The sequence below is a fragment of the Bifidobacterium thermophilum genome (genome assembly GCF_037482445.1).
Taxonomy (GTDB): domain Bacteria; phylum Actinomycetota; class Actinomycetes; order Actinomycetales; family Bifidobacteriaceae; genus Bifidobacterium; species Bifidobacterium thermophilum_B.
Window position 1 is genome coordinate 114,551 of sequence record NZ_JBBHLY010000004.1, and the last position, 25,434, is coordinate 139,984.

The following is a 25,434-nucleotide window of genomic DNA, read 5'->3' on the forward strand; positions in this document are numbered from 1 at the left end:
CCTAGCTTGGAACGTATGGTCAATACTGTCAGCAAACTTCTGGTGGCGAATCGCGGCGAGATCGCGCTGCGTGTCGTACGCACCGCACGTGAGATGGGCATCCGCACGGTCGCCGTATACGCCGAACAGGATCGTGACGAACAATACGTGCAGATGGCGGACGAGGCCTATCTGCTGCCCGGCGACACCTACCGCGACACGTATCTCAACGAGGACCTGCTGATCGGCATCCTGCACAGGAGCGGTGCCGACGCGGTGCACCCCGGCTACGGGTTCCTTTCCGAGGTGCCGTCGTTCGCGACCAAGGTCCGTGAGGCCGGTGCCGTCTGGGTGGGGCCCGATCCCAAGGCCTTGGTCGATCTGGGCGACAAGATCACCGCCCGTAGGGTCGCCGCCCGCGCGAAGGTCCCGCCCGTCCCCGGTATTTCCGAGCCGGTCAAGGATATGCGCGAGCTGCTTGATTTCGCACAGACGCACGGCTATCCGATCATGATGAAGCGCACGGACGGCGGTGGCGGCCGCGGCATCACCATCGTGCACAACGATGACGAGCTGCGCGGCTTCTATTTGAGCCATGACGCGCTGCAGGGCGGGGATCTGGACGAATATTTCGTCGAGCGGTTCATCGACAAGGCTCGGCATGTGGAAACCCAGTGCGGGCGCGACAGCCACGGCGATTTCGTCGTGTATTCGACGCGCGACTGCTCGGTGCAGCGGCGCAACCAGAAACTCATCGAGGAGGCCCCGGCCCCCTTCATGCCACCGAAAGCGCTCGAAGCGCTGGAACGCTACTCGCGCGGCCTGTTCGAGGCGGTGGATTACGTGGGGTTGGGCACCTGCGAATTCATGCTTACCGAACAGGGCAAGGTGTACTTCCTGGAAGTCAACCCGCGTCTGCAGGTCGAGCACACGGTCAGCGAGCAGGTGTGCGGGCTTGATCTGGTGCGTGAGCAGCTGACTATCGCCGCGGGCGGCCACCTGACCCGGCCGCAAGGCATCCGCGGGCATAGTTTCGAGCTGCGCATCACCTGCGAGGATCCGGCGACGAACCTGACACCGAGCTCCGGCACGCTCACCGGACTGCAATGGCCCGCCGGGCCGGGAATCCGCGTGGATTCCGGCGTCAAAGCCGGGGACACGATCTCGCCGAAATTCGATTCCCTCATGGGCAAGCTCGTCGTCACCGCGCAGGATCGCGCGACTGCGGTCGCCCGCGTGCGCCGGGCGCTCGGCGAGCTGCGTATCGAAGGCGTGCCGTCGCCGGCGAGCCTGTTCGAGCGGATTTTCAACGATCCTGAATTCACCGCCGAACAGCATCCGTTCAGCGTGTCCACCAAATGGCTGGAACGCAAGTATCTCAACCGCGAACCCGCCGCCGCGGGTGCCGGACAGCCCGCTTCCCTGGCCGGTGGGGCAGGCGAGAAGGCTGCGGCCAGCGACTCCTTCGTCATCGAAGTCAATGACAAGCGTGTCAAACTCACCGTTCCCCAGGCGATTGTCGACGGGCTGACGGGTGCCGCCCGCGTGCGGTCCGCCCATCGCGCCACGCAGCCGTTGCGCGGCCAGGGCCTGCATGACATCGGCAAGCCGAAAGCGGACGACGGGGCGAAAAGCGGCATCATCTCCTCGCCGATGCAGGCGATTGTCACCCGCGTCAACGTGGCGGAAGGCCAGAGCGTTTCCAAGGGTGACCTCTTGGTCGTGCTCGAATCCATGAAGATGGAGAACTACGTGTACGCGCCGGTCAACGGCACGGTCAGGAAGATCTGCGTCGGCCCGGCGGATGGTGTCGAAGGCGGGCAGACGCTTGTCGAGCTTGACATCCACGCCGCCGAAGGGGCGCCGGCGGCATCCGGGGCATCGACGCAGAAGGATACGGAAGGAGACCGGCAATGACCAGCACACTGACTGCACCACAGGCATCCACGGCACCGGCGAACTCCACGGCGTCGGCGGACTCCACCGTGCATGACGCGACCCAGCCGATCCGCCCCGCCGTGGGGCGGGCCGCCGAACTCGCGCGCACCGCCGAGGAGCACGCCCGCGAACGCCAGCACGCGAAAGGCAAGGGCACGGCCCGCGAACGCCTCGATTTGCTCTTCGACGCCGACAGTTTCCAGGAGATCGGCCGTTTCGTCGGCGGCGACATCAACAAGGGAGTGGCCGGCTCGGCCGTCATCACCGGGTTCGGCAAAGTCTACGGGCGCACGGTCGCCGTGTATGCGCAGGACTTCTCGGTGCGCGGCGGCACGCTCGGCGTGGCCGAAGGCGAGAAGATCTGCCACCTCATGGATATGGCCATCAGCCTCAAAGTGCCGATTGTCGCGCTGATCGACTCCGGCGGCGCGCGTATCCAGGAGGGTGTCGCCGCACTCAGCCAGTACGGGCGGATCTTCAAGAAGACCTGCGAGGCGAGCGGTTTCGTCCCGCAGATCTCCATCATCCTCGGCCCGTGCGCGGGCGGTGCCGTCTACTGCCCGGCGCTGACCGACCTGATCATCATGACGCGCGAGAACTCCGACATGTTCGTCACCGGCCCGAACGTCGTCAAGGCGTCCACCGGCGAGACGATCAGCATGGCCGATCTGGGCGGCGGCTACGTGCACAACGTGGTCTCCGGCGTCGCGCATTATCTCGGTGAAGATGAGGCCGACGCCATCGACTACGCGCGCACGGTGCTCGCCTACCTGCCGTCGAACTGCCAGTGTGAGCCGCCGGTATTCGCCTATGCTTCCACGCACGCCGACCAGGCGGCGGCCGCGCGTGTCGCCTCCATCGTGCCGGATAACGACCGCCAGCCCTACGACATGCTCGACGTCATCCACGGCATCGTCGACTATGGCGAATTCGTCCAGGTGCAGGAGCTGTACGCGAAATCCGCGGTCGTCGGCTTCGCGTGCGTCGAAGGCCACCCGGTCGGCGTGGTCGCCAACCAGCCGAATGTGCTCGCCGGCATCCTCGACGTGGAATCCTCCGAGAAAGTCGCGCGTTTCGTGCGCCTGTGCGACGCGTTCAACCTGCCGGTCGTCACGCTCGTGGACACCCCCGGATACAAGCCGGGCAGCGACCAGGAGCATGCGGGCATCATCCGCCGCGGCGCGAAAGTGATCTACGCGTATGCGAACGCGCAGGTGCCGATGGTGACGGTGATCCTGCGCAAGGCCTTCGGCGGAGCCTACATCGTCATGGGCTCCAAGGCGATCGGCGCGGACGTCAACCTCGCCTGGCCGTCCAGCCAGATCGCGGTGCTCGGCGCCCAGGGCGCGGTCAACATCATTCATCGCAAGGACCTGCAGAAGGCCAAGGAGCGTGGGCAGGACGTGGAGGCGCTGCGTGCGAAGTACGTGGCCGACTATGAGGCTACGACCGTCAACGCGAACCTTGCGATGGAAACCGGGCAGATCGACGCGATGATCGACCCCGAGCAGACCAGGGACGCGATCGCCGGGGCCCTGCGCACGCTCGCCGGCAAGCGCCGCCACCGGCCGGTGGACAAGCATCACGGCAACCAGCCGATGTAAGCGCTTGCGGCAACGCTTCCAACAACGTCAACCACACCAATCAGCACCACACGAATCGAATGGAAACCAGCAAAGGAACAATGATGACCAGTACCAAACCCTTCCTGTCCAGACTTGTCGACGAACCCCATGCCGTGGTGTTCGGCGGGCAGTCCACCCCGTGGACGACGGCGCTCGCCGATGCGATGGACGACCCGACTCTGGCCGTGGATCTGCGTGCCCAGGTGCTCGCCGCCGACCGCCTGCTGACCCCGGTTGCCGCCGACCTGCTTGCGGTGACCGGACACCCGACCGACATCTTCGGATTCAAGCCGTCCGGTGCCTCGCTCGGAGCCGCAGCGGATGCGTCCGTAAGCGTCGAAGGCATTGCGCTCACCCAGCTCGCAGCGATTATCGACGCCGTGCATCTGGGGTACAACCCCGCTTCGAAGCCGGTGGCGTTGCTCGGCCATTCGCAGGGCATCATCGGCGTGCATATGGCCCGCGAACTGCAGCGTGCCGGCTCGCTTGAAGCCGCGCAGGAGCCGATCGACGAAATCCTCGCCGTGGCCCGGCTGATCGGCGTCGCCGGCACCCGTCAGGCGCGGCTGCTCGGCCTGCACGCCAAACTCGAAGGTGCAACCCCGATGTTGTCGGTCAAGGGTGCCAACCGTGAGCAGACCGAAACCCTGATCGCGCGCATCCCCGCCACCCGCGGGCCGGTCTCCATCGCCGTCGAAAACGCCCCCGACCATCAGGTTCTGTCTGGATACCCGGAGGATCTGGCGCTGTTCGCGCTCGCCGCAGGCAAGGAACACCGCAAGCAGGCGCGTCTGCGCGAGCAGAAGGTGCGCGGCGGCTCAATATTCGCCCCGACGCTCGAATACCTTGACGTGACGCTGCCGTTCCACTCCCCGCTGATGGCCGATGCTGTTGACCAGACGGTCGCGTGGGCACAGGCGTGCGGCTTCGACGGGCTGCGCGCCCGCGAACTCGCCGAGGAAGTGCTCATCAACCATGTGGATTGGACCGGCCGCGTGCATAAGCTGCTTGAGTCCACGGATCCGTCCGCATTGTGGATTGTCGATATGGGCCCGGGCACCACGGCCGGCAAGCTGGTCGCCGCGCTCGCCCAAGGCAGCGGTGCCGGTGTGGTCGAGGCGGCAAGCACCGCCGACCGTGCCGCGCTGTCCACGCTGACGGGCGACCCCGAACGCCTGCAGAATTGGAAGGCGTACCGTCCGCGCGTCATCCACACGCCCGCCGGTGACCGGATCGCCACAAAATTCAGCGAACTGACCGGCAAGCCGCCGATTCTGCTGGCCGGCATGACCCCGACCACTGTGGACCCGCAGATTGTCGCGGCCGCGGCGAACGCCGGATACTGGGCCGAACTCGCCGGCGGTGGCCAGGTGACCGCCGAGGTGCTTGACCGGCATCTGGCCGAGCTCGAGGACGAACTCGAGGAAGGCCGCACGGTCGAATTCAATGCGATGTTCATGGACCGCTACCTGTGGAACCTCCAGTTCGGCACGCAGCGTCTGGTGCCGAAGAAGCGCGCGTCCGGCGCCCCAATCGACGGTGTGGTCGTCTCCGCCGGCATCCCGGAGTTCGACGAAGCCAAGCAACTCATCGCGTCCCTGCGTGCCGACGGCTTGCCGTACGTGGCGTTCAAGCCGGGCACGGTCGATCAGATCCGCCAGGTGGTACGTATCGCCAAGGCGGTCGCCCCGGTCACCATCATCGCCGAGGTCGAAGGCGGTTCCGCCGGCGGCCACCATTCCTGGGAATCGTTGGACGACCTGCTGCTCAACACCTATGCCGACGTGCGCGGCTGCGAGAACCTCGTGCTGGTCGCCGGCGGCGGAATCGGCACGCCGCAACGCGCCGCGGACTACATCTCTGGCCAATGGTCCCGCGCTTACGGGGAGCCGGATATGCCAGTGGACGGCGTGCTTGTCGGCACCGCCGTCATGACCGCCAAGGAGGCGCACACCAGCCCGCAAGTCAAGCGCATGCTCGTCGAAACCCCTGGCATTACGCTCGAACAGGGCGGCGACGACCCGTTCGCCCCGCGCGGCGAACGCTGGGTGCCGTCCGGCAAGGTGGTCGGCGGGGTCAGCTCCGGCTTGAGCCATCTGCACGCCGATATCTACGAATTGGAGAATTCCTCCGCGCGCTGCGGCCGTCTGCTGGTCGAGATGATGAAACACCCCGAGCAGATCGAGCCTCGCCGCGCCGAAATCATCGACGCACTCGACAAAACCGCGAAACCGTATTTCGGTGACGTTGCCTCGATGACCTACCGCCAGTGGGCACAGCGTTTCGCCGACCTGTCCTTCCCGTGGGCCGATCCGACCTATGCGGACCGCTATCTGCACCTGTTGCAGCGCATCGAGGCCCGTGTGCGCGACCAGGAATCCGGTGAATTCACGCCGTTGTTCGCGGTGCGCGCCGACGTGGAATCCGACCCGCAGCAGGCGCTGAACCGGCTGGGGGAGCGCTACCCGCAGATCGACACGCTTGAGGTCGAACCGGCCGACGCCGCATGGTTCATCACCTTGGTCAACGAATACCCCAAGCCGATGCCGTTCGTCCCGGTGATCGACAACGACCTGCTGCGCTGGTGGGGACGCGACCAGCTGTGGCAGTCGGAGGATCCGCGCTACAGTGCGGACGCCGTGCGCATCATCCCCGGTCCGATTTCGGTGGCCGGCATCACGACCATCGACGAACCGGTGGCCGATATTCTCGGCCGCTTCGAACACGCCGCGCTGGAACGCACCCAAGCCCAGACCGCGCAGACAGGCGAATCGGCCGCGGACGCGCTCGGCACGCTCGCCGGAGCCACCGACGTGCAGGCCTATGTGCGCAGCTGCCCGAATATCTCCTGGATCGGCCATGTGACCAGCAATCCCGCGTACGGCACGGCTGCGGACGATACGAACTACCGCATCGAACAGGTTGGCACGGACGGCGACAAGACCCTGCTCGACCTCGACATCCACCTCGACACCTTCTGGGACAAGGATCCCGACGGTGGGCTCGGCAAGCATGCGGTGCGCGACATCGTGATTCCGCTCATCGTGGGCGGCGCAGATTGCGGCCGTCTGCCGGTCGTTGACCGCGATCGCCTGCCCGAGCATGTCTACGCGATGCTCGCCGCGGTCGCCGGCATCGGCAACACCGCAATCACCGGCGATCGGCTCGTCGCGATGCCTGAAATCACGCCATCGGATGACACTGAGCGCTACCCCTTCGGCCTGGCGCACGCGCAGTACACGCTGTCCGCGAATCTTGGCGTCGACCATGAGGCGGCGACCGCCGGAATCCTGCCGGGGGACCTCAACGCCTCGCGTATCGCCCCCGACGCGCTGGTCGGACCGGCGTGGCCGGCGATTTACGCGGCACTCGGCTCGGTGAGTGTCAACGGCTATCCGGTCATCGAAGGCCTACTCAACGCGGTCCATCTCGACCATCTCATCGAACTGCAAGTGCCCGAACACGAGCTGCTGCGCCACACAGGCGAGCAGGTCAGCCTGACCAGCTGGGCGGACCCGTACGCCGAATCCGCCTCCGGTCGCGTGGTTACCATCCATGTGACGCATACCGCCGCCGACGGCACGGTGCTTGCGCATGAGACCGAGCGCTTCGCGATCCGCGGCCGCGCCTACAGCGATGATCTGCCTGTCGAAGCCCCCGATTACGGCGAATATCTCACTTATCGGGACAATCCGTCCCACACTCCGAACGAGGATGACGTCAAAGAACAGGCCGGCGACCTCACCGAGCCGACCCCGCGTCGTCTGCTGCGCCGCGTCACCGTCCGCGCCCCGCACGAGATGACCGCTTTCGCCCGTACTTCCGGCGATTTCAACCCGATTCACACGTCCGTACGCGGCGCCGCGATCAGCGGTCTTGACGCCCCGCTCGTGCATGGCATGTGGCTGTCCGCCACTGCCCAGCATGTGGTGCAAGCGGCCGACGACAAGGGCATGAACTACGAGATCGCCGGCTGGACCTACAACATGTACGGCATGGTCCAACTGGACGACCAAGTGGAAATCACCGTCGAACGCGTCGGGCATATCCGCCATGGCGGCCTGCTGCTCGAGGTCACCTGCCGCATCGACGGCCAGCTCGTCTCGCGCGGCACCGCCGCAACCCGCCCGCCGGTGTCCGCCTTCGTCTACCCGGGCCAGGGCATCCAGAAGCAGAGCATGGTCCTGGACGAACGCGCGAAATCCCCTGCCGCACGCAAGGTGTGGGAGCGCGCCGACGCCTTGACCCGCAGCAAGCTCGGATTCTCAATCCTCGCCGTCGTGCGTGACAACCCGAAGGAGCTCACCGCCAACGGCGTCACCTACCGGCACCCCGACGGGCTGCTTAACCTCACCCAGTTCACGCAGGTCGCGCTCGCCACGGTCGCGTTCGCCCAGACCGCACGCCTGCGCGAAGCCGGCTGCGACCTGTGGCCGTCCTACTTCGCCGGCCATTCGCTCGGCGAGTACAACGCGCTGAGCTCCTTCGCCGGCATCATCCCGCTGGAGACCGTGCTCGAGCTCGTGTTCCACCGCGGCTCCACCATGCACCATCTCATCGAGCGCGACGAACAGGGGCGCTCCAACTACCGGATGGGCGCGCTGCGGCCGAACCAGTTCGGCGTCGGCGATGACGGCGTCGAAGAGTACGTCGAGAGCATCGCCAAGCAGTCCGGCGAGTTCCTGCAGATCGTCAACTACAACCTCGCCGGCCAGCAGTACGCGATCGCCGGTACCATAGCCGGACTCAAGGCTTTGAAGGCGGACGCCGCCCGCCGCGTGGCGGAATACGGCGGCAAGCCGGCCTTCATGCTCGTGCCCGGCATCGACGTGCCATTCCATTCGAGGCTGCTGCGCAAGGGCGTGCCCGAATTCCGCGACAAGCTGGACGCGCTGCTGCCGCAGTACATCGACTACCAGCGTCTGGTCGGCCGGTACATCCCGAATCTTGTGGCCGTGCCGTTCGAGATGACGCGTGATTTCGCGCGCAAGATCCTCGACGTCGTGCCGTCCGAGCGCATCAAGGCCGCGCTCGACGACCCGAAGGTGTGGGATGCTTACGCCGCCGACGAGCAGAAGCTCGGCAGGCTGCTGCTCACCGAGCTGCTGTCTTGGCAGTTCGCAAGCCCGGTGCGTTGGATTGAGACGCAGGACCTCATGTTCCGCGCTACTGCGCATAACGGGCTCGGCGTTGAGGAATACGTCGAGGTCGGTTTGGGCAACGCCCCGACGCTCGCGAACCTCGGCACGAAGACCCTGCGCCTGCCGCAGTACACCGGCCGCCATGTGACCGTGTACAACGTGGGACGCGACGAGGGCCGCATCTACATGACCGATACCGATCCGCTCGTCGAGACCGATACTGAGGAAGATAGCGCCGCTCCGGCAGCTGTTCCGGCGGCCCCGGCTGCGGCTCCTGCCGCTCCAGTAGCGCAAACCGCTGCCGCCGCTCCCGCTGCCGTTGCGTCCGCCCCAGCTCCTGCGGCCCCTGCCGCCGCATCCGGCGAACGCCCGGCTGATCTACCGTTCCACGCCTCCGACGCAATCGCCGCGCTGCTTGCTTACGCTGGCAAGATCCGCCCCGACCAGATCGGTGACAACGACACGACTGACACGCTCACCAACGGCGTCTCCTCGCGCCGCAACCAGCTGCTTATGGATATCAGCTCCGAACTCGGCGTGGCCAGCGTCGATGGCGCCGCTGAAGCGCCGGTCTCCGCGCTGAGCAAGCTGGTCGACAAGGTCGCCCCGAATTACAAGCCCTTCGGCCAGGTCTTCGGCGATATCGTGCGCGACCGCATCCGCCATCTGTTCGGTGCGGCCGGCATCAAGCAGGCCCAGGTCGAACAGCGGGTGACCAATACGTGGCAGCTCGGCGAAGGCTGGGCGTCCCACGTGCTCGTCGCGCTCGTGCTCGGCACGCGCGACGGGGCGTCCTCGCGCGGCGGGGATCTGGCGACGCTCGGTACCGAAGCCGCCCAGAACCAAGCCGTTGCCAACGCGCTTATCGATGCCGCCGTCCAGCAGGTGGCCGCAAGTCGCAATATCACGGTCGCGCTGCCGTCCGCTTCCGGCGCCGCCTCGGGTGCGGTGGTCGATTCCGCCGCGCTTGACGCCTTCGCCCAGCAGGTCACCGGTTCCACCGGCGTACTCGCCTCCACCGCCCGCTACGTGCTCGACCGGCTCGGCCTGAACACCCCGGCCGCCCAGCCTGACGGCGACGACGATGAGGCGGTTGTCCAAACCGTCGCCGCGGAACTCGGCGCCGATTGGCCCAAGCAGGTCGAACCGCGCTTCGACGCCCGCAAGGCCATCGAATTCGACGACCGCTGGGCTTCCGCCCGTGAGGACCTCGCCCGCCTGTACTACAACGACGACCGGTCGGTCGCGGGGCTCGACTTCACTGGCGCCGGCGACACGGTATGCAAGCAGGCCAAGTGGTTCGCCGCGAAGGCCGAGCAGAAGGACGACCGCGAGCTCGCCGCGATCTTCGACACCATCGCCACTCAGGCGCTCGCCGATCCGAAGGCCGACCCTGCGGCATCCCGCTTCGCCGGCGATATCGCCGTCGTCACGGGTGTCGCCCCGCGCTCCATCGCCGCCCAGGTCGTGTGCGGTCTGCTGGCCGGAGGCGCGACCGTCGTCGCCACCTCGCACAGCTTCAAGCCGTCCGTCAAGCAGTGGGCGAAGCAGGCGTACCGCACGCATGCGGCCGCGGGAGCCCGTCTGTGGCTTGTCCCCGCGAACCTGTCCAGCTACCGTGATGTCGATGCGTTGGTCGATTGGGTCGGCCATGAGCAGAAGAAGACCTCCGGAGCCACGACCACGGTGATCAAGCCCGCATACGAGCCCACGCTGTTCTTCCCGTTCGCCGCCCCGCCGGTCCACGGCACCATGGCCGACTCCGGCGAACTGTTCGAATCGCAGGCGCGCCTGATGCTGTGGGGCGTGGAACGCGCGATCACCGGATTCGCGGCCATCGGCTCGGACACCGACGTGCAGCACCGGCTCCACGTGATTCTGCCCGGCTCCCCGAACCGCGGTATTTTCGGCGGCGACGGCGCTTACGGCGAAGTCAAGAGCGCCTTCGACGCGATTGTCAACCGTGCGCACGCCGAACGCGTATGGTCCGGCCGTGTCACCTTCGCCCATCCGAAGATCGGTTGGGTGCGGGGAACCGGCCTGATGGGCGGCAACGACCCGCTCGTCGAGGTGGTCGAACGCCACGGGCTGAAGACCTATTCGACTGAGCAGATCGCCGTCAAACTGCTCGACCTGGCCACCGCACAGGCTCGCGAGCAGGCCAAGACCGCGCCGCTGGACGTGGACCTGACCGGTGGCCTGGGGGGCGAGCCCATCGATATCAGCGCCCTGCGCCGTGAAGCCATGGAAGACGCCAAACGCGCCGAATCCGAAGGCTCTGACATCGCAGCCACGACGAAGGCCGCGCCTGCGCCCACCATCAAGGCCCTGCCGACACCACGCGTGCCCCGCCAGCCCGATATCGACTTGAAGGACTGGGCGGACGTCACCGCACGCCCCGAGGACGAGATCGTCATCGTCTCCGTCGGCGAGCTCGGCCCATGGGGCTCCGGACGCACCCGCGCCCAGGCGGAGCTCGGCATCCACCCCGACGGCAGTGTCGACCTGTCCGCCGGCGCCGTGCTCGAACTCGCGTGGAATATGGGCCTGCTCACCTGGCAGGACAGCCCGAAAGCCGGCTGGTACGACACCGACGGCAATCTGGTCCCCGAGGAGGATATCGCCGAACGCTACCATGACGAGGTCGTGGCCCGCAGCGGCGTCAGGCCTTTCGAGGACGGCATGGGCTCCGACTACCGGCGTGACGGCGAAACCGGCGGCAACGACGAGGAGGAGGCTGAAATCTTCCTCGACCACGACGTCGAATTCTCCGTGCCCACCGAGGACATGGCCCGCGAATACGTCAAGCTTGACGAAGCGCACACCAGCATCCGCGAGGACACCGAAGCCGGAGAATGGGTGGTCGCCCGCCATGCCGGCTCGATGATCCGCGTGCCTCGCCGCGCGGCGATGACCCGCACGGTCGGCGGCCAGTTCCCGAAGGGCTTCGACCCGCTCAAGTGGGGCATCCCCGCTTCGATGGTCGGCGCGGTCGACCCGATTGCCCTGTGGAACATCGTCACCGCGGTGGACGCCTACCTGTCCGCGGGCTTCACGCCGACGGAGATCCTGCAGGCCGTGCACCCCTCCATGGTTGCGGACACACAAGGCACCGGCTTCGGCGGCATGCAATCGATGCGCAAGCTGTACCTTGACCGCTTCCTCAACCATGAGATTCCGACCGACATCCTCCAGGAGGCGCTGCCCAACGTGGTCGCCGCCCATGTGATGCAGTCGTACATCGGCGGATACGGCAATATCATCCAGCCGGTCTCCGCCTGCGCGACCGCTGCGGTCTCCGTCGAAGAGGGCGCTGACAAGATCGCCCTCGGCAAGGCCGATTTCGTGGTCGCCGGCGCAATCGACGACATCGGCGTTGAATCCGTCATCGGTTTCGGCAACATGAACGCCACCGCCAACGCCCAGGAAATGTACGCCAAGGGCATCGACGCGCGCTTCTTCTCCCGTGCGAACGACCGTCGTCGCGGCGGCTTCGTCGAATCGCAGGGCGGTGGCACGATTCTGCTGACGCGCGGCGATATCGCGCTGAAGCTCGGCCTGCCGGTCGCTGGCGTCGTCGGATTCATCCACTCCTATGCGGATGGCGCGCACACCTCGATCCCGGCTCCGGGTCTTGGCGCGCTCGCCGCTGGCATGGGTGGCCGCGATTCCAAGCTCGTGCATGATTTGGCGCGGCTTGGTGTCACTCCGGACGATATCGCCGTGGTCTCCAAGCACGACACGTCCACGAACGCGAACGACCCGAACGAATCCGAGCTGCACAACACGCTCGCGCACGCCATCGGGCGCACCGAAGGCAACCCGCTGCTTGTCATCTCCCAGAAGAGCCTGACGGGTCATGCGAAGGGCGGCGCCTGCGTGTTCCAGATCAACGGCTTGACCCAGCTGTTCCGCACGGGTGTCGTCCCGGCGAACGCTGCGCTCGACTGCGTCGATCCGAAGCTCAAGCGTGACGATTTCATGGTCTGGCCGACCAGCCCGATCAAGGTCGGCCCGGTCAAGGCGGGATTGGCGACATCCCTCGGCTTCGGCCATGTCGGCGGTTTCGTGGCGATTGTCAGCCCCGGCGCCTTCGAGGCCGCGGTCGCGCACACCGCAGGCGATGAGGCGCTCCAGGCATGGCGCAAGCGCGCGAACAGCCGTCTGGCCGCCGGCCACCGTCGTCTGGAAGAAGGCATGATGGGCCATGCCGCGCTCTACGAGCCCATCGACGAGCGTCATTTCCACAAGGACGGCCACGGCTACAACGCGCACGAGGTCGAGAAGGCCATGCTGCTCGACCCGGACGCCCGTCTGGGTGCCGACGGCTACTACGAGGCCTGACCTGTGCACGACGCCGGATTGTCTGGACTGTCTGGATTGTCTAGATGGTTCGGATTGTCCTGACGGTCCGGCCTGCCCGGCGCGTTGATTCCTGCTGCGTCCGCCGACACTGAGCGATTCCTCAGCGTCGGCGGACGCAGCACGCGTTTGGCGTCCCATGAAACGGTCAGCCGCGGCTGCGATGATGGCAACACGATGATGACGACAGCGCACGGCGGCTTCGCGTGTGCGGGACGCAGTAGGAAAGGGAACACATGAGCGACCAGAGCGATGATGCAGACAACACTTGCGCGAACCGGCCGGAACATGTCGCACCGACCGGCCAGCAGCCGCCGATGACGCAGCCGCCGATGACGCAGCCGCAGCAGACCGCGCGGCAGGAATATCGGCAGGGGAATCAACAATCCGCATATTCGCAAGAGGAATATCAGCCCGCTGCCCAGTCCTCCCGCCAGCCCGATGGACAGCCGGCCGATTGTCCGGCCGAGCCATACCAGGCGTATCAGCAGATCCCGCAGGCACAGCAGTATCAGCAGTATCAGCCGTATCAGCAGGTCCCGCCAGCGCAGGCCAATGCGCAGCCTCAGCAATATCCGCAATTCCCGCAATTCCCGCAGCCGGTGGCCCCGGCGGCGACATACCCGAATCCCGCGTATCCGGCCCAGATGCAGGTGCCGCCTTACCCGTACCAGCCTTACCCGTATCAGGTAACCCCACCTCAGCAATATCAGCCGTACCCGCCCCAGCCATATCAGCCGTACCCTTACCCGCCGCAAGCTGTACCGCCCTACCAGCAGGTGCCGCCCTATCCCTACCCGCCGCAGCCGATGCCACAGGCCCAACAGCCTGCATGGATCCCCCGACGCGTCCTCACCTACGCCCAGCAAGTGCGTCGTGCGGTCGGCCGCGAGGCGCGGCTTGTGCTGTTCTATTGTGTCGTGATGACGGCGGTCGCGCTGGTCGCCCAGATGACCATCGCCACGGTGATGATCCTTCAGGGCACCCCCGAATCGGAGGTGTTCAGTGACGCATTCACCAATCGGATATCCGGCGCCGTCAGCCTGATCGCCCTCGTCGGGTGTGCGATCTACCTGGCCCTCATGCGTTCGCACGACCAGTTATGGCACGGCTTGCCGCACGAGCTGCGCATGGAACTGACCGGACGCGGTGAGCGCGTGCACCGCAAGATGACGCCTGTCGTCTTTTTGCTCGCCATCATGCTGATTCTCGGCGCTTCCGACGTCTACACCTTCATCCTCGAACCGGCGCTTGACTGGCTGTCCGGCTTGTTTGGCTTCCAGCCCAGCACGGCGATGGACAGCATCGACGCCTCGATGGGCACGCTCGCCATGGTTCTGTACGCCGGATTTTTCGGCCCGATCATGGAGGAGCTGCTGTTCCGCGGCTTGGTGATGCCCGCGCTCGCCAAATACGGCAAGGTGTTCTCGATCGTCACCAGCGCGGTCCTGTTCGGCTTCTTCCACACGGATCTGTTGCAAGGCACGTATGCGATTCTCGTCGGCCTGGTCTTGGGCTATATCGCCGCCGAATATGGGCTGGTGTGGTCGATTGCGCTGCATATCACGAATAATTTCGTGTTCTCCGACCTGTTCTCCCGCCTGCTGACGTTGATGCCGGAAAACGCGCAGAACATCGTCGGGTTCGGGCTGTACATCCTTGTCGGTCTCGGCTCCCTGCTGTACCTTGTCTTGCGGTTCAGGAACATCCGCGAATACATGAAGGCCAACCGCAGCCCGCAGGGTACGGTTGCGGCGTGCTGGAGTTCCCCGTGGTTCCTGGTGTTCCTCGGGTTGTCGTTCCTCTTCGCCTTCGCGACCGGATTCACTGCGGTGTGATGATGTGCGATACAGACGAAACGGCGGCATCGATGGCGGCGATGGTGGTAAGGGGTGAGCGGGAATCCGCGGACCGTATTGCCGGTCTCGGTCATGATGTCGTGGCGCTGGACGCCTTCGCCGAACAGCTCGAGGAGCCCGGCGGGGGCATGCGCCGCCTGTTCTCGCCGCGTGAACTGCGGCAAAGCGCCCTGCGCGGCCGAATGAAAGCCGACGGCGAGGCTGTGCATCTCGCCGCGCGTTGGGCCGGCAAGGAGGCGGTGATCAAGGCGTGGTGCGAGGCGTTGGGGGAGACCGGCCCGCTTCCGTACACCGTGGACAACGTGCCATGGGCGCGAATCGAAATCCTTGATGATGCCCGTGGGGTGCCGCATGTGGTGCTTGCCGACGATGTCGCACGGGCGTTGTCCGACGCTCTGTGCGGGTCCGATATTCTGCACAGGTCTGATGTCCTCCGCGGTGTTCATAGTGACATGCCCGGAGCGACCGATGCTGACGCGCAACCGGGGGAGGGGTCGCGCTGGCGTTGGCATATCTCCCTGAGCCATGACGGTCCGGTCGCCTCGGCGGTCGCGATGCTCGTCGTGCGCGACGGAATCTGAATCCATGCCGGGCCTGGTTCCTGCACCCTATGCATGTCGTATCGTCTTTCGTATCGTTTCATATCGTCGCCCGGAGCGTCGCATTGTCTGAATCGAACCGGTTTGATATACTAGTGTCCACTTTTTGAGTCTGAATGAGCAGGCTCGCAGGCTGAAGAGACATAGGAGTTTCATATGGAAGCCAAGCACGAAGCCACGCATCGTGATACCGTATTCGCCGGGCGTCTCGCGCCACGTCGCGCGGAACTCGAACAGCTGTTCCGCTCGCTGTACGGGGATTCACCGGAATTCAACCACTTTGAACGCGTCATGGCAAAGGCCCACGCCGACCGGCCAGCCGACCTCAAGCGTCTCGACGCCGCCCGCGAGCAGGACCCGCAGTGGTACCGCCGCGGCGACATGTTCGGCATGACCATGTACACCGACCTGTTCGCCGGAAAACTGACCGACCTCGCCAAGCATATCGACTATCTCAAGGAACAGCACCTGACCTACCTGCACCTTATGCCGCTGCTGTCCATGCCGCACCCGGACAACGACGGCGGCTACGCCATCGAGGACTTCGACACCGTCGACCCGTCCATCGGCACCAATGAGGACCTCGCCGACCTCACTGCGAAACTGCGCGAAGCCGGCATCAGCCTGTGCCTTGATTTCGTCATGAACCACACCGCGTCCACCCACCGCTGGGCGAAAGCCGCGCAGGCCGGCGACCCTGAATACCAGGACTACTACTTCTGCTACGACGACCGCACCATCCCCGACCAGTATGATGCCGTCGTCCCGCAGGTCTTCCCCGCTGCAGCGCCCGGCAACTTCACCTGGAACGAGCGGATGCACAAGTGGGTCATGACCCAGTTCTACCCGTTCCAATGGGACCTCAACTACCGCAACCCCAAGGTCTTCGTCGCCATGATGTCCAGCCTGCTGCACCTGGCCAATCTCGGCGTCGAGGTCTTCCGCATTGACGCCGTACCGTACATCTGGAAGCAGCTCGGCACCAACTGCCGCAACCTGCCGCAGGTCCACACCATCGTGCGCATGATGCGCATCATGTCCGAAATCGTCTGCCCGGCCGTCGTGTTCAAAGGCGAGGTCGTCATGGCGCCCAAGGAACTCGCCGCCTACTTCGGCACTCCTGAAAAGCCCGAATGCCACATGCTGTACAACGTGTCCGTCATGGTCAACCTGTGGAGCGCGCTCGCCAACGGCGACACCCGCCAGCTCAAGACCCAGATCGACAAGCTCGACGCGTTGCCCGACAACTGCTGGTTCGTCAACTACCTGCGTTGCCATGACGACATCGGCTGGGGCCTGGACGAGGATGTCGAACGCCAGCTGGGCATCGACCCGTTCAAGCATAAGGAATTCCTCTACCACTTCTATGAGGGCATGGTGCCTGGCAGCTGGTCGATGGGTGAGCTGTACAACTACGATCCGGCGTCCGGCGACGCGCGCAGCTGCGGCACCACGGCGAGCCTGTGCGGCATCGAACGGGCGATCATCACGCATGACCGGCCGCTGTACGAGCGCTCGATCCAGCGTGACCTGCTTATGCACCACGCGATGGGCTTCCTGCGCGGATTCCCGATGCTCAACTGCGGCGATGAGATCGGTCAGCTCAACGGCTGGGATTACAAGGAGGATCCGGACCGTGTCGCCGACAGCCGCAATCTGCATCGCAGCAAGTTCAACTGGAAGAACGCCGCGAATCGCGACGTCCCCGGAACCTTGCCGAACCGCCTGTGGGAAGGCATGGCGGATGTGCGTGCAATGCGTTCGGACCCCTGCTTCGCCCCCGACGCGTGGGTGACCACATGGGACGCGCATGATGACGGCGTCCTTGCGATGGTCCGGCAGGCGGGCGGGCGCACCCTGCTCGGCGTGTTCAATTTCGCGAACCGCGATGCGACCGCCACACTGGACAGTATCGAGGGAGTGAGCCTGCCGCGCACGGTGACGCTCAAGCCGTACGAGTGGAAGATCGAGGTCTGCTGATTCGTGCGGTGTGATCCATGCGGCACCGGGTTCGGCGTGCCGTCGCGTGCGGATACGTGTTGCGCGGCGGCACGCCCACCATATTCGGCTGCACGGTTGCGGCATCGTCGCAGTGTCGTGTATAATAACCCGAGTTGCGTGGTCTGTGTGCTATGGCGTGCAGATGGTGCGATGCGCGGATGTAGCTCAATGGTAGAGCCTCAGTCTTCCAAACTGATTACGCGGGTTCGATTCCCGTCATCCGCTCCACACGGCCCCGGGTTTCCGGGGCTTTTTCGTTCCCTGCGCCGCCGCCCTCAACCTGCTGACGCTAAGCAGGCTGAGGGCGTCGCCGGTTTGTGTGACTTCCCGGTCCGGTATTCCGGCGCCTGCCTCGGTGCAGTCGGGAAGGGCGAGTCTCGATATCTCGCCCACGCATGCCGATTCGCGCAGATGTTGAATTCGGCCTGTCCTGATTGACCGACGGTGGACGGGATGCACGGGTCGATGCCCGGCCCGGATTCGTGCGCATCGATCCGGCATGCGGCATACTAGAGTGGGTAGCGAAACAACGCGTGTGGCCATCGCGCCGCATGTCCGGACAAGCGAGGCGATGCATGGCGCAGACTGGTACACGGCACGACACCGATACGACCGGGACGGCGGCCGGCACCACCGGCGAATCGAACACCGCGACCGAGATCGTGCATGGCAAGGTCGAGCACGTCGATGTCTCCAAGCATCCCGAGCCCACCATCCCCGACAGCGACCTGTCTTTGGCGGATATCGAACGCAGCCGTTCACATCCGGTGCAGTGGGCCGTGTTCGCCGTCCTGCTGCTGCTCGCCATCATCGTGCCGTATGGTATCGGCCGCGATATCGCCGTGCGTGACACGCAACGGCTGGTTGCCGCCGCCGGCAGGTTGTCGGTGCAGGGCGTGATGTTCATCGCATGGCTGGTCACCGTGCTGGCGTGCACGGGGCTTGGCATGCTGATTGTCGATGCGCGTCGCTGGCTGTGGCGCGTGGTGTTCGTGGCGGGTGTCATCGCCGAGCAGCTGATTGCCGGCTTGTGCCTGTTGCGGTTCAATTTCTGGTATTCGACATACGTGGTGTTCGGTGATGCGGCGCCGTTGGCGAATGCGGCGAATTTGGGCATCATGACCGCGGGCGCCGCGGTCGCGGTCTATGCGATCGTGTTTGTCGGCCTGCTGATCGTGGTGCGCAAGGATTCCCCGCTCAATGTGCTGACCCGCAGCTGGGCGTCGTTCACCCTGTTTTTTGTCATTGAAGTGGTGTCGCTGTGCGTCGTCATGTTCGGCGGTCTGCTTGAGGCGGTCTGAATACGGTGAAATGGAGAAACGGCGTTTCCCGCATTGTTCCATGCCTGGGGTTACACTTGTGATTCGGCGTGTTTCGCCCGCGGATAGAGAGCGCTCCGGCATCGGGCCGGCGGCACCGCGCAACGAGATCCAAGGAGGAAGCCGTGGCACTTACGGCTCAGGACAAGCAGGAAATCATCAGCAAGTACGCGACGCACGAAGGCGACACCGGTTCCCCGGAGGTTCAGGTTGCGCTGCTGACCAAGCGTATCTCGGATCTGACCGAGCATCTCAAGACCCACAAGCATGACCACCATTCGCGTCGTGGCCTGCTGCTCATGGTCGGTGACCGTCGTCGTCTGCTTGACTATCTCAAGCGTGAGGACATCGACCGTTACCGTTCCCTGATCGAGCGTCTCGGCCTGCGTCGATAGAAGACTTCCGCCCGCGTCATCGCACGCGGGCGCTTGCATATCTTGTGATTGCGAAGGGATTCGCGCTGATGCCCGCGGCGGTGGCCGGCATGGCTGCCCTGCCGTCGCGGACCGGAAGCGCAGGGGCGCCGGGCAGCGGTGGAAGACTCGCACGGGGTGCGATGCCGCAGGCGAAAAAGTCAATGAATAAGTGAATAATGGGACTGACGTACTGACACGAGGGAAACGAGGAATTCGCGGCCAGGTTTGCCGCGTGATACGCACGGCCTGCGTCAGGTCAGCATTGGTTTAGGTAGATAGAAAACAAACAAAGGAGGAACCCTTGGAGGGTCCCGAAATCAAGGCCGTAGAGGCCGTAATCGATAATGGTTCATTCGGCAAGCGCACGTTGCGTTTCGAGACGGGTCGTCTCGCCCAGCAGGCGGATGGGGCTGTAGCCGCCTATCTTGACGATGATTCGATGGTGCTGTCCACCACCACGGCCGGTTCCAGCCCGAAGGAGAACTACGACTTCTTCCCGCTGACCGTCGATGTCGAGGAGAAGATGTACGCCGCGGGCAAGATCCCGGGCTCCTTCTTCCGCCGTGAGGGCCGTCCGAGCTCCGAGGCGATCCTCGCCTGCCGTATCATCGACCGTCCGCTGCGCCCGCTGTTCCCGCACACGCTGCGCAACGAGGTGCAGGTCGTGGAGACCGTGCTCGCCGTCAACCCTGACGACGCCTATGATGTGCTCGCCCTGAACGCCGCATCCGCGTCCACCATGATTTCCGGCCTGCCGTTCGAAGGCCCGGTTTCCGGCGTGCGCCTGGCCCTGATCGACGGCCAGTGGGTCGCCTTCCCGCGCTGGAGCGAACGTGAGCGTGCGGTCTTCGAGATCGTCGTCGCCGGCCGCGTGGTCGAGAACGGCGATGTCGCGATCGCCATGATCGAGGCCGGTGCAGGCAAGAACGCCTGGCACCTCATCTATGACGAGGGCCAGACCAAGCCGGACGAGGAAGTCGTCGCCGGTGGTCTTGAAGCGGCCAAGCCGTTCATCAAGACGATCTGCGAGGCGCAGAACGAGCTCAAGGCCAAGGCCCCGAAGCCGGCCAAAGAGTTCCAGTTGTTCCCCGAGTACACCGAGGACCTGTACAACCGCATCGACGAGATCGCCCACTCCGAGCTTGACGAAGCCCTGTCCATTGCCGAGAAGCTGCCCCGCCAGGAGCGCATCCACGAGATCAAGGAGCAGGTGCGCGAGCAGCTGGCCAACGAGTTCACCGACATGGACGACGCCGAGAAGGAGAAGGAACTCGGCAACGCGTTCAAGGAGCTGCAGCGCCAGATCGTGCGCCGCCGCATCCTGACCCAGGACTACCGTATCGACGGCCGCGGCCTGCGCGACATCCGCACCCTGTCCGCCGAGGTGGACATCGTACCGCGCGTGCACGGCTCCGCCCTCTTCCAGCGCGGCGAAACCCAGATTCTGGGTGTCACTACGCTCGGCATGCTCAAGATGGAGCAGCAGATCGACGCGCTGAGCGGCCCGCAGTCCAAGCGCTACATGCACAACTACGAGATGCCGCCGTATTCGACCGGCGAGACCGGCCGCGTCGGCTCCCCGAAGCGTCGCGAGATCGGCCATGGCGCTCTCGCCGAGAAGGCCCTCGTGCCGGTGCTGCCGAGCCGCGAGGAGTTCCCCTACGCCATCCGTCAGGTCTCCGAGGCCATCGGTTCCAACGGTTCCACCTCAATGGGCTCCGTGTGCGCCTCCACCCTGTCGCTGCTGTCCGCCGGCGTGCCGCTGAAGGCCCCGGTCGCGGGCATCGCGATGGGTCTGGTCTCCGGTGACGTTGACGGCCAGCACATCTACAAGACGCTGACCGACATCCTGGGCGCCGAGGACGCGTTCGGCGACATGGACTTCAAGGTGGCCGGCACCTCCGAGTTCATCACCGCGTTGCAGCTGGACACCAAGCTCGACGGCATTCCGGCCGACGTGCTTGCCGCCGCGCTGCAGCAGGCGAAGGAAGCCCGCGCCACGATCCTCGACCTGATCAACGAGTGCATCGACGGCCCGGCCGAGATGAGCCCGTTCGCCCCGCGTATCATCACCACCAAGGTGCCGGTCGACAAGATCGGCGAGGTCATCGGCCCGAAGGGCAAGATGATCAACCAGATCCAGGAGGACACCGGCGCCGAGATCACCATCGAGGACGACGGCACCGTGTACATCTCCTCCGAGGGTGGCGAGGCCGCCGAGAAGGCGAAGGGCATCATCGACTCCATCGCCAACCCGCATGTCCCCGAACCGGGCGAGGTGTACAACGGCAAGGTCGTCAAGACCACGAGCTTCGGCGCGTTCGTGAACCTCACCCCGGGCACCGACGGCCTGCTGCACATCTCCCAGGTGCGCAACCTCGCCAACGGCGAGCGTATCGACGCTGTCGAGGACGTGCTCAAGGAAGGCGACACCGTCGAAGTCGTCGTGCAGGGCGTGGATGACCGCGGCAAGATCTCCCTGGCCATCCCCGGCTTCGAGGATCAGGAGTCTTCGGCTCCGCGTTCCGCCGGCCGCGGGCGTGACGAGCGTCGTGGCGGCGGCCGTGGCCGTCGTGACGAGGGCGAGGATCGCGGATATCGCGGTGGCCGTGGCCGTCGTGATGACCGTGACGATCGTGATGACGAGTATGATGATCGTCCGCGTCGTGGCCGTCGTTCCCGTGACGATCGCGATGATCGTGACGAGCGTGACGACCGTTACGACGATGACCGCCGTCCGTCCCGCCGCAGCCGTGACGACCGCTATGATGACGATCGTCCGGCCCGCCGTTCCCGCGATGACCGTGACGAGCGTGATGATGAGTATGATGATCGTCCGCGTCGTGGCCGCCGTGCCGAACGTTCCGACCGTGATGACCGTGGCGGCCGTGGCTATCGTGGCGGCCGTCGCGATGACCGCAACCCGCGCTATGCGGCGGATGACCATTATGACGAGTATCGCGCCGACCGCGAGGAGCGTCACGAGCGTCCGCGCCGCCGCGTGCGCCGCGATTTCGATCCGTTCGAGGAGGACTGATCGCGGACCGGTTCGGTTACGCACCGGCCCGCCCGCACATGGCGTGACCGTCCGGTTCAGTTGAGCTGATAGGGCCGTCGGGAGTTTCCCGGCGGCCCTTTTCATATGGAACGCCACATGTCCGACGGCTGTCCGTGCTGCGGGCGGGCGTATTGTGTGCGCGGCCGTGCGCGATGGCGCGTGCCGATGCGCGGGATAGTACAAGGCTTCTGAGATACTGGACATGCGGGACAGTCCTGCCGGGATCATGGCGATTTCCGGGATTTCGAAGGAGAGAACGATGGTGTGGATCATCATTGCCGTCATCGTGCTGCTGGTCATTGTGTGGATGATCAGCGCCTACAACAATCTGGTCACCCTGCGCAACCGGGTGAAGAACGGCTGGGCGCAGATCGATGTCCAGCTCAAGCAACGCGCCGATTTGGTGCCGAACCTCGTGGAAACCGTCAAGGGTTACGCAACCCATGAGTCCCAGGTGTTCACGCAGGTCACCGAGGCCCGCGCGAAGGCCGTGGCCGTGGCCGCCGACAAGCAGGCGGGCACCGCGGAACGCATCGCCGCGGAAAACGACCTGAGCCGCGCCCTGTTCAACCTGCAGGCCACCGCCGAGGCGTATCCGCAGCTCCAGGCGAACCAGAACTTCATGGACCTGCAACGCCAGCTGCAGGAGCTCGAGCAGAAGATCGCCTACGCGCGCCAGTTCTACAACGATGTCGTGCTCAAGCTCAACAACGCGATCGAGACCTTCCCGAGCAACATCGTGGCCGGCCTGTTCCACTTCGAGCAGGCGGAATACTTCCAGGTGGATGAGGCCTCCAAGCAGGCCCCGCAGGTGAAGTTCTGATATTCCGTCGCATTGCGGTATTGCGGCATTGTGGCATTGCCGCCCGTACTGGTCGTCTGGGCTGTCCGCACCGAGGGGAGTGAGCCATGAAACATCAAACCGGCATATGGGTGAAGGCGTTTCTATCCGGGATCATCGTGACCCTGGTATGCGCGTTCGCCGTCGTCATGGTCTCGCCGCACGGCGACTCCCCGGACCTGTCGTATCGCAGCGCGGACTACCGCGTCAAGGTGCTGGCCAACGGTGACCTGAAGATCACCGAGCATATCGACGTCAAGCTCAAGGATCGCGACAAGCCGTGGCGGCAGCTCTACCAGCGGTACAAACTCGACCCCTCCCAGCTCACCGCGATCACCGGTGTCAGCGTGCGCAACACCACGAGCGGCACCACGTACACGCAGGCCGACCCGGTCATTCCCGGGGCGGACACCAACGGTGCGTGGGATTCCACGTACGCGGGCCACTGGTATCTCGCCCGGGTCAACGGCGATGACCTGGAACCGTACGACGCATCCGCAGGATCGTCTGACGGCACACTGGAGCTCGGCTGGAATATTCCGGCCACCAGTGAAGCGGACAGCCTCGGCTTCGACATCACCATGACCTTCGAGGGCGTCAGCACCGCCTATGATGACGTTGCCGCGTTCCAGTGGGAACCGGTCGGCGCGTCAAACCAGGTGCCGATCGGCAAGCTCACCGGCACGGTCACCTTCCCCGAAGGGGTCACGGCGAAGGACTCATGGGCATGGCTGCATTACGAAGGCACGTCGACCACGTCGCGCGCGGATGACGGCTCGCTCAAGTTCACCGCATACAACGTGAAGTCCGGCGACTATCTCGATCTGGTGGCCATGCTCGACGTGGCCAAGACCTCCGGCGTCGCCCGGCATGAGGACGGCGGGCACAAAGCCATCCTCATGGCGCATGAGAACCAGCTGGAACAGGCGTGGAAGGACAGCCAGCGCATCAAGGCGAGAACACTGGTGGTCGAGGTGACGCTGGCCGTGCTGATCGTCATCGCCCTGGCGGTGTGGCTGATCGTGTCTACGGTGTTCAGCCGTCGCAAGGCCTCCTGCCCCAAAGACGTCGTCTACCGGCATGACCCGCCCGATATGAGCCCGAACAACGCCGCGCGGCTCAACGGCGTGCTGGAGAACGTGTCCTCGTCGCAGACGGATGCGCGCGCACTGTCGGCGACCATGCTGTCGCTGGCTTCGAAGCATGCGATCCGTATCCTGCCGGGCGACAGCGAGTCGTACAACGGCATCAACGTCGCCATCACAGACCCCCACGCGCTGTCCGCGGCGATCGCCGCATCCCCGGCCGCACAAGGCATGGCTTCCGGCACGAGCGACAATGTGACCATCGCGATCGAATCGGCGAGCGACAACCCTGGCACGCGCGCACAGCTGAACCTGTGCGAATCCGAGGATGCGCTGCTTGATTTCCTGCAAACCGTGGGGCATCGTGTCAACAGCCGGGTGTTCGACATGGGCCGGATGCGCGAATCGATGAGCGACTGGAAGTCGGGCGCCCGCAAGCAGGAGTCGATGGTCGAACGGTTCGCGGGCGAGTTCGCCGCGCTTGGCGCCACAACGTCCAACGGGCGCGGCACGATCGCCGCCGCCGTATGCTCGGTGCTGTACGGGCTGGGCTGCATGGTGCTGTTCAACGACAATCTGGCCATGCAGTTCGCGCTGATCCTGCCATTGGCCTTCTGCCTGGCCGTATGCCTGAACCTGACGCGGTTCACCGGGCTGAACGACAACGGCAAGGCGCTCGCCACGCAGGTGGAGGGGTTGAAGCAGTATCTCGACGACTTCAGCGATTTCAAGGATCGCGGCGTGCTGGACCTCACGTTGTGGGACCGGTATCTCGTATACGCGGCGGCCTTCGGTATGTCCGAGCAGGTGATGCGTCAGCTTGCCGAAGCGGTTCCCGAACTGTCCGACCCTGCGTGGCTTGACAGCAACGCCTCCGATTCGCTGCTGTACTGGATGTACCGCCCGATGTACTGGCGTACGGGCTTCGGCACGAACAGCGCGGCGGCGTTGGGCGGTGCGATCGCCGGCGCCTCGTTCACCCCCTCGTCTTTCGCTGATCTGGGCACGCAGCTGGGTGCTGGCTTCACCGAAGTCCAGCAGGCGGCGCAAACGGTCCTGCATCCGGCGGATTCGTCGGGTGGCGGCCTGTCGGGCGGCGGTTTCTCCGGCGGCGGCTTCGGCGGTGGCGGCGGTGGCGCCGGTGGCGGGAGTTTCGGCGGTCGGTGATCCTGCTGGCGGGGGGCGGGCGTGTGCTGGCCCGCCCGGTGAAA

General features: G+C 65.1%; 10 protein-coding genes, 1 tRNA gene and 2 pseudogenes. All 13 read left to right on the plus strand.

Going from position 1 to position 25,434, the window contains the following annotated elements:
* The first annotated feature begins 15 nt into the window (after positions 1-15).
* The 13 genes and pseudogenes from WD012_RS05105 (at position 16) to WD012_RS05160 (ending at position 25,390) form a co-directional block, all read left to right on the plus strand.
* A complete protein-coding gene (locus WD012_RS05105) occupies positions 16-1,896 on the plus strand; it encodes an acetyl/propionyl/methylcrotonyl-CoA carboxylase subunit alpha (protein WP_339562693.1) in 1,881 nt (626 codons plus the stop codon).
* Positions 1,893-3,521 (plus strand): acyl-CoA carboxylase subunit beta, encoded by a 1,629-nt coding sequence (locus WD012_RS05110; RefSeq protein WP_339562694.1) that lies wholly within the window; start codon positions 1,893-1,895, stop codon positions 3,519-3,521. The genes WD012_RS05105 and WD012_RS05110 overlap by 4 nt, the downstream gene beginning before the upstream one ends.
* A gap of 626 nt (positions 3,522-4,147) precedes the next feature.
* Positions 4,148-6,193: pseudogene (locus tag WD012_RS08470) on the plus strand (fatty acid synthase subunit beta domain-containing protein); the annotation flags it as partial.
* Between the two features lie 177 nt (positions 6,194-6,370).
* Positions 6,371-13,027, plus strand: a pseudogene (locus tag WD012_RS05115) (acyltransferase domain-containing protein); the annotation flags it as partial.
* 254 nt (positions 13,028-13,281) lie between these two features.
* Complete coding sequence (locus WD012_RS05120) at positions 13,282-14,883, plus strand: CPBP family intramembrane glutamic endopeptidase (protein WP_339562695.1); 1,602 nt, start codon at positions 13,282-13,284, stop codon at positions 14,881-14,883.
* A 41-nt stretch (positions 14,884-14,924) separates the two neighbouring features.
* Entirely contained in the window at positions 14,925-15,485 is a 561-nt protein-coding gene (locus tag WD012_RS05125) for a holo-ACP synthase (protein WP_339562696.1), read from the plus strand.
* 174 nt (positions 15,486-15,659) lie between these two features.
* Positions 15,660-17,483: an amylosucrase gene (locus WD012_RS05130; protein ID WP_339562697.1), complete on the plus strand. Its 1,824-nt coding sequence runs from the start codon at positions 15,660-15,662 to the stop codon at positions 17,481-17,483.
* A 175-nt stretch (positions 17,484-17,658) separates the two neighbouring features.
* Positions 17,659-17,732 (plus strand) — tRNA-Gly (locus tag WD012_RS05135).
* Positions 17,733-18,079: 347 nt separating this feature from the next.
* The gene (locus WD012_RS05140; protein ID WP_339562698.1) at positions 18,080-18,805 is read left to right on the plus strand and encodes a hypothetical protein; all 726 of its coding nucleotides are present in this window, start codon (positions 18,080-18,082) and stop codon (positions 18,803-18,805) included.
* 143 nt (positions 18,806-18,948) lie between these two features.
* Positions 18,949-19,218, plus strand: coding sequence for a 30S ribosomal protein S15 (gene rpsO / locus WD012_RS05145; protein ID WP_339562699.1), 270 nt, complete (start codon positions 18,949-18,951; stop codon positions 19,216-19,218).
* 322 nt (positions 19,219-19,540) lie between these two features.
* Positions 19,541-22,276: a polyribonucleotide nucleotidyltransferase gene (locus tag WD012_RS05150; protein WP_339562700.1), complete on the plus strand. Its 2,736-nt coding sequence runs from the start codon at positions 19,541-19,543 to the stop codon at positions 22,274-22,276.
* A 280-nt stretch (positions 22,277-22,556) separates the two neighbouring features.
* A complete protein-coding gene (locus WD012_RS05155) occupies positions 22,557-23,120 on the plus strand; it encodes a LemA family protein (protein WP_339562701.1) in 564 nt (187 codons plus the stop codon).
* A gap of 86 nt (positions 23,121-23,206) precedes the next feature.
* Complete coding sequence (locus WD012_RS05160; protein ID WP_339562702.1) at positions 23,207-25,390, plus strand: DUF2207 family protein; 2,184 nt, start codon at positions 23,207-23,209, stop codon at positions 25,388-25,390.
* Positions 25,391-25,434: the final 44 nt, after the last annotated feature.

Coding starts and splice junctions, on each gene's coding strand:
- WD012_RS05105 (WP_339562693.1), top strand. CDS start 16: ATGGTCAATACTGTCAGCAAACTTCTGGTGGCGAATCGCGGCGAGATC.
- WD012_RS05110 (WP_339562694.1), top strand. CDS start 1,893: ATGACCAGCACACTGACTGCACCACAGGCATCCACGGCACCGGCGAAC.
- WD012_RS05120 (WP_339562695.1), top strand. CDS start 13,282: ATGAGCGACCAGAGCGATGATGCAGACAACACTTGCGCGAACCGGCCG.
- WD012_RS05125 (WP_339562696.1), top strand. CDS start 14,925: ATGGTGGTAAGGGGTGAGCGGGAATCCGCGGACCGTATTGCCGGTCTC.
- WD012_RS05130 (WP_339562697.1), top strand. CDS start 15,660: ATGGAAGCCAAGCACGAAGCCACGCATCGTGATACCGTATTCGCCGGG.
- WD012_RS05140 (WP_339562698.1), top strand. CDS start 18,080: ATGGCGCAGACTGGTACACGGCACGACACCGATACGACCGGGACGGCG.
- WD012_RS05155 (WP_339562701.1), top strand. CDS start 22,557: ATGGTGTGGATCATCATTGCCGTCATCGTGCTGCTGGTCATTGTGTGG.
- WD012_RS05160 (WP_339562702.1), top strand. CDS start 23,207: ATGAAACATCAAACCGGCATATGGGTGAAGGCGTTTCTATCCGGGATC.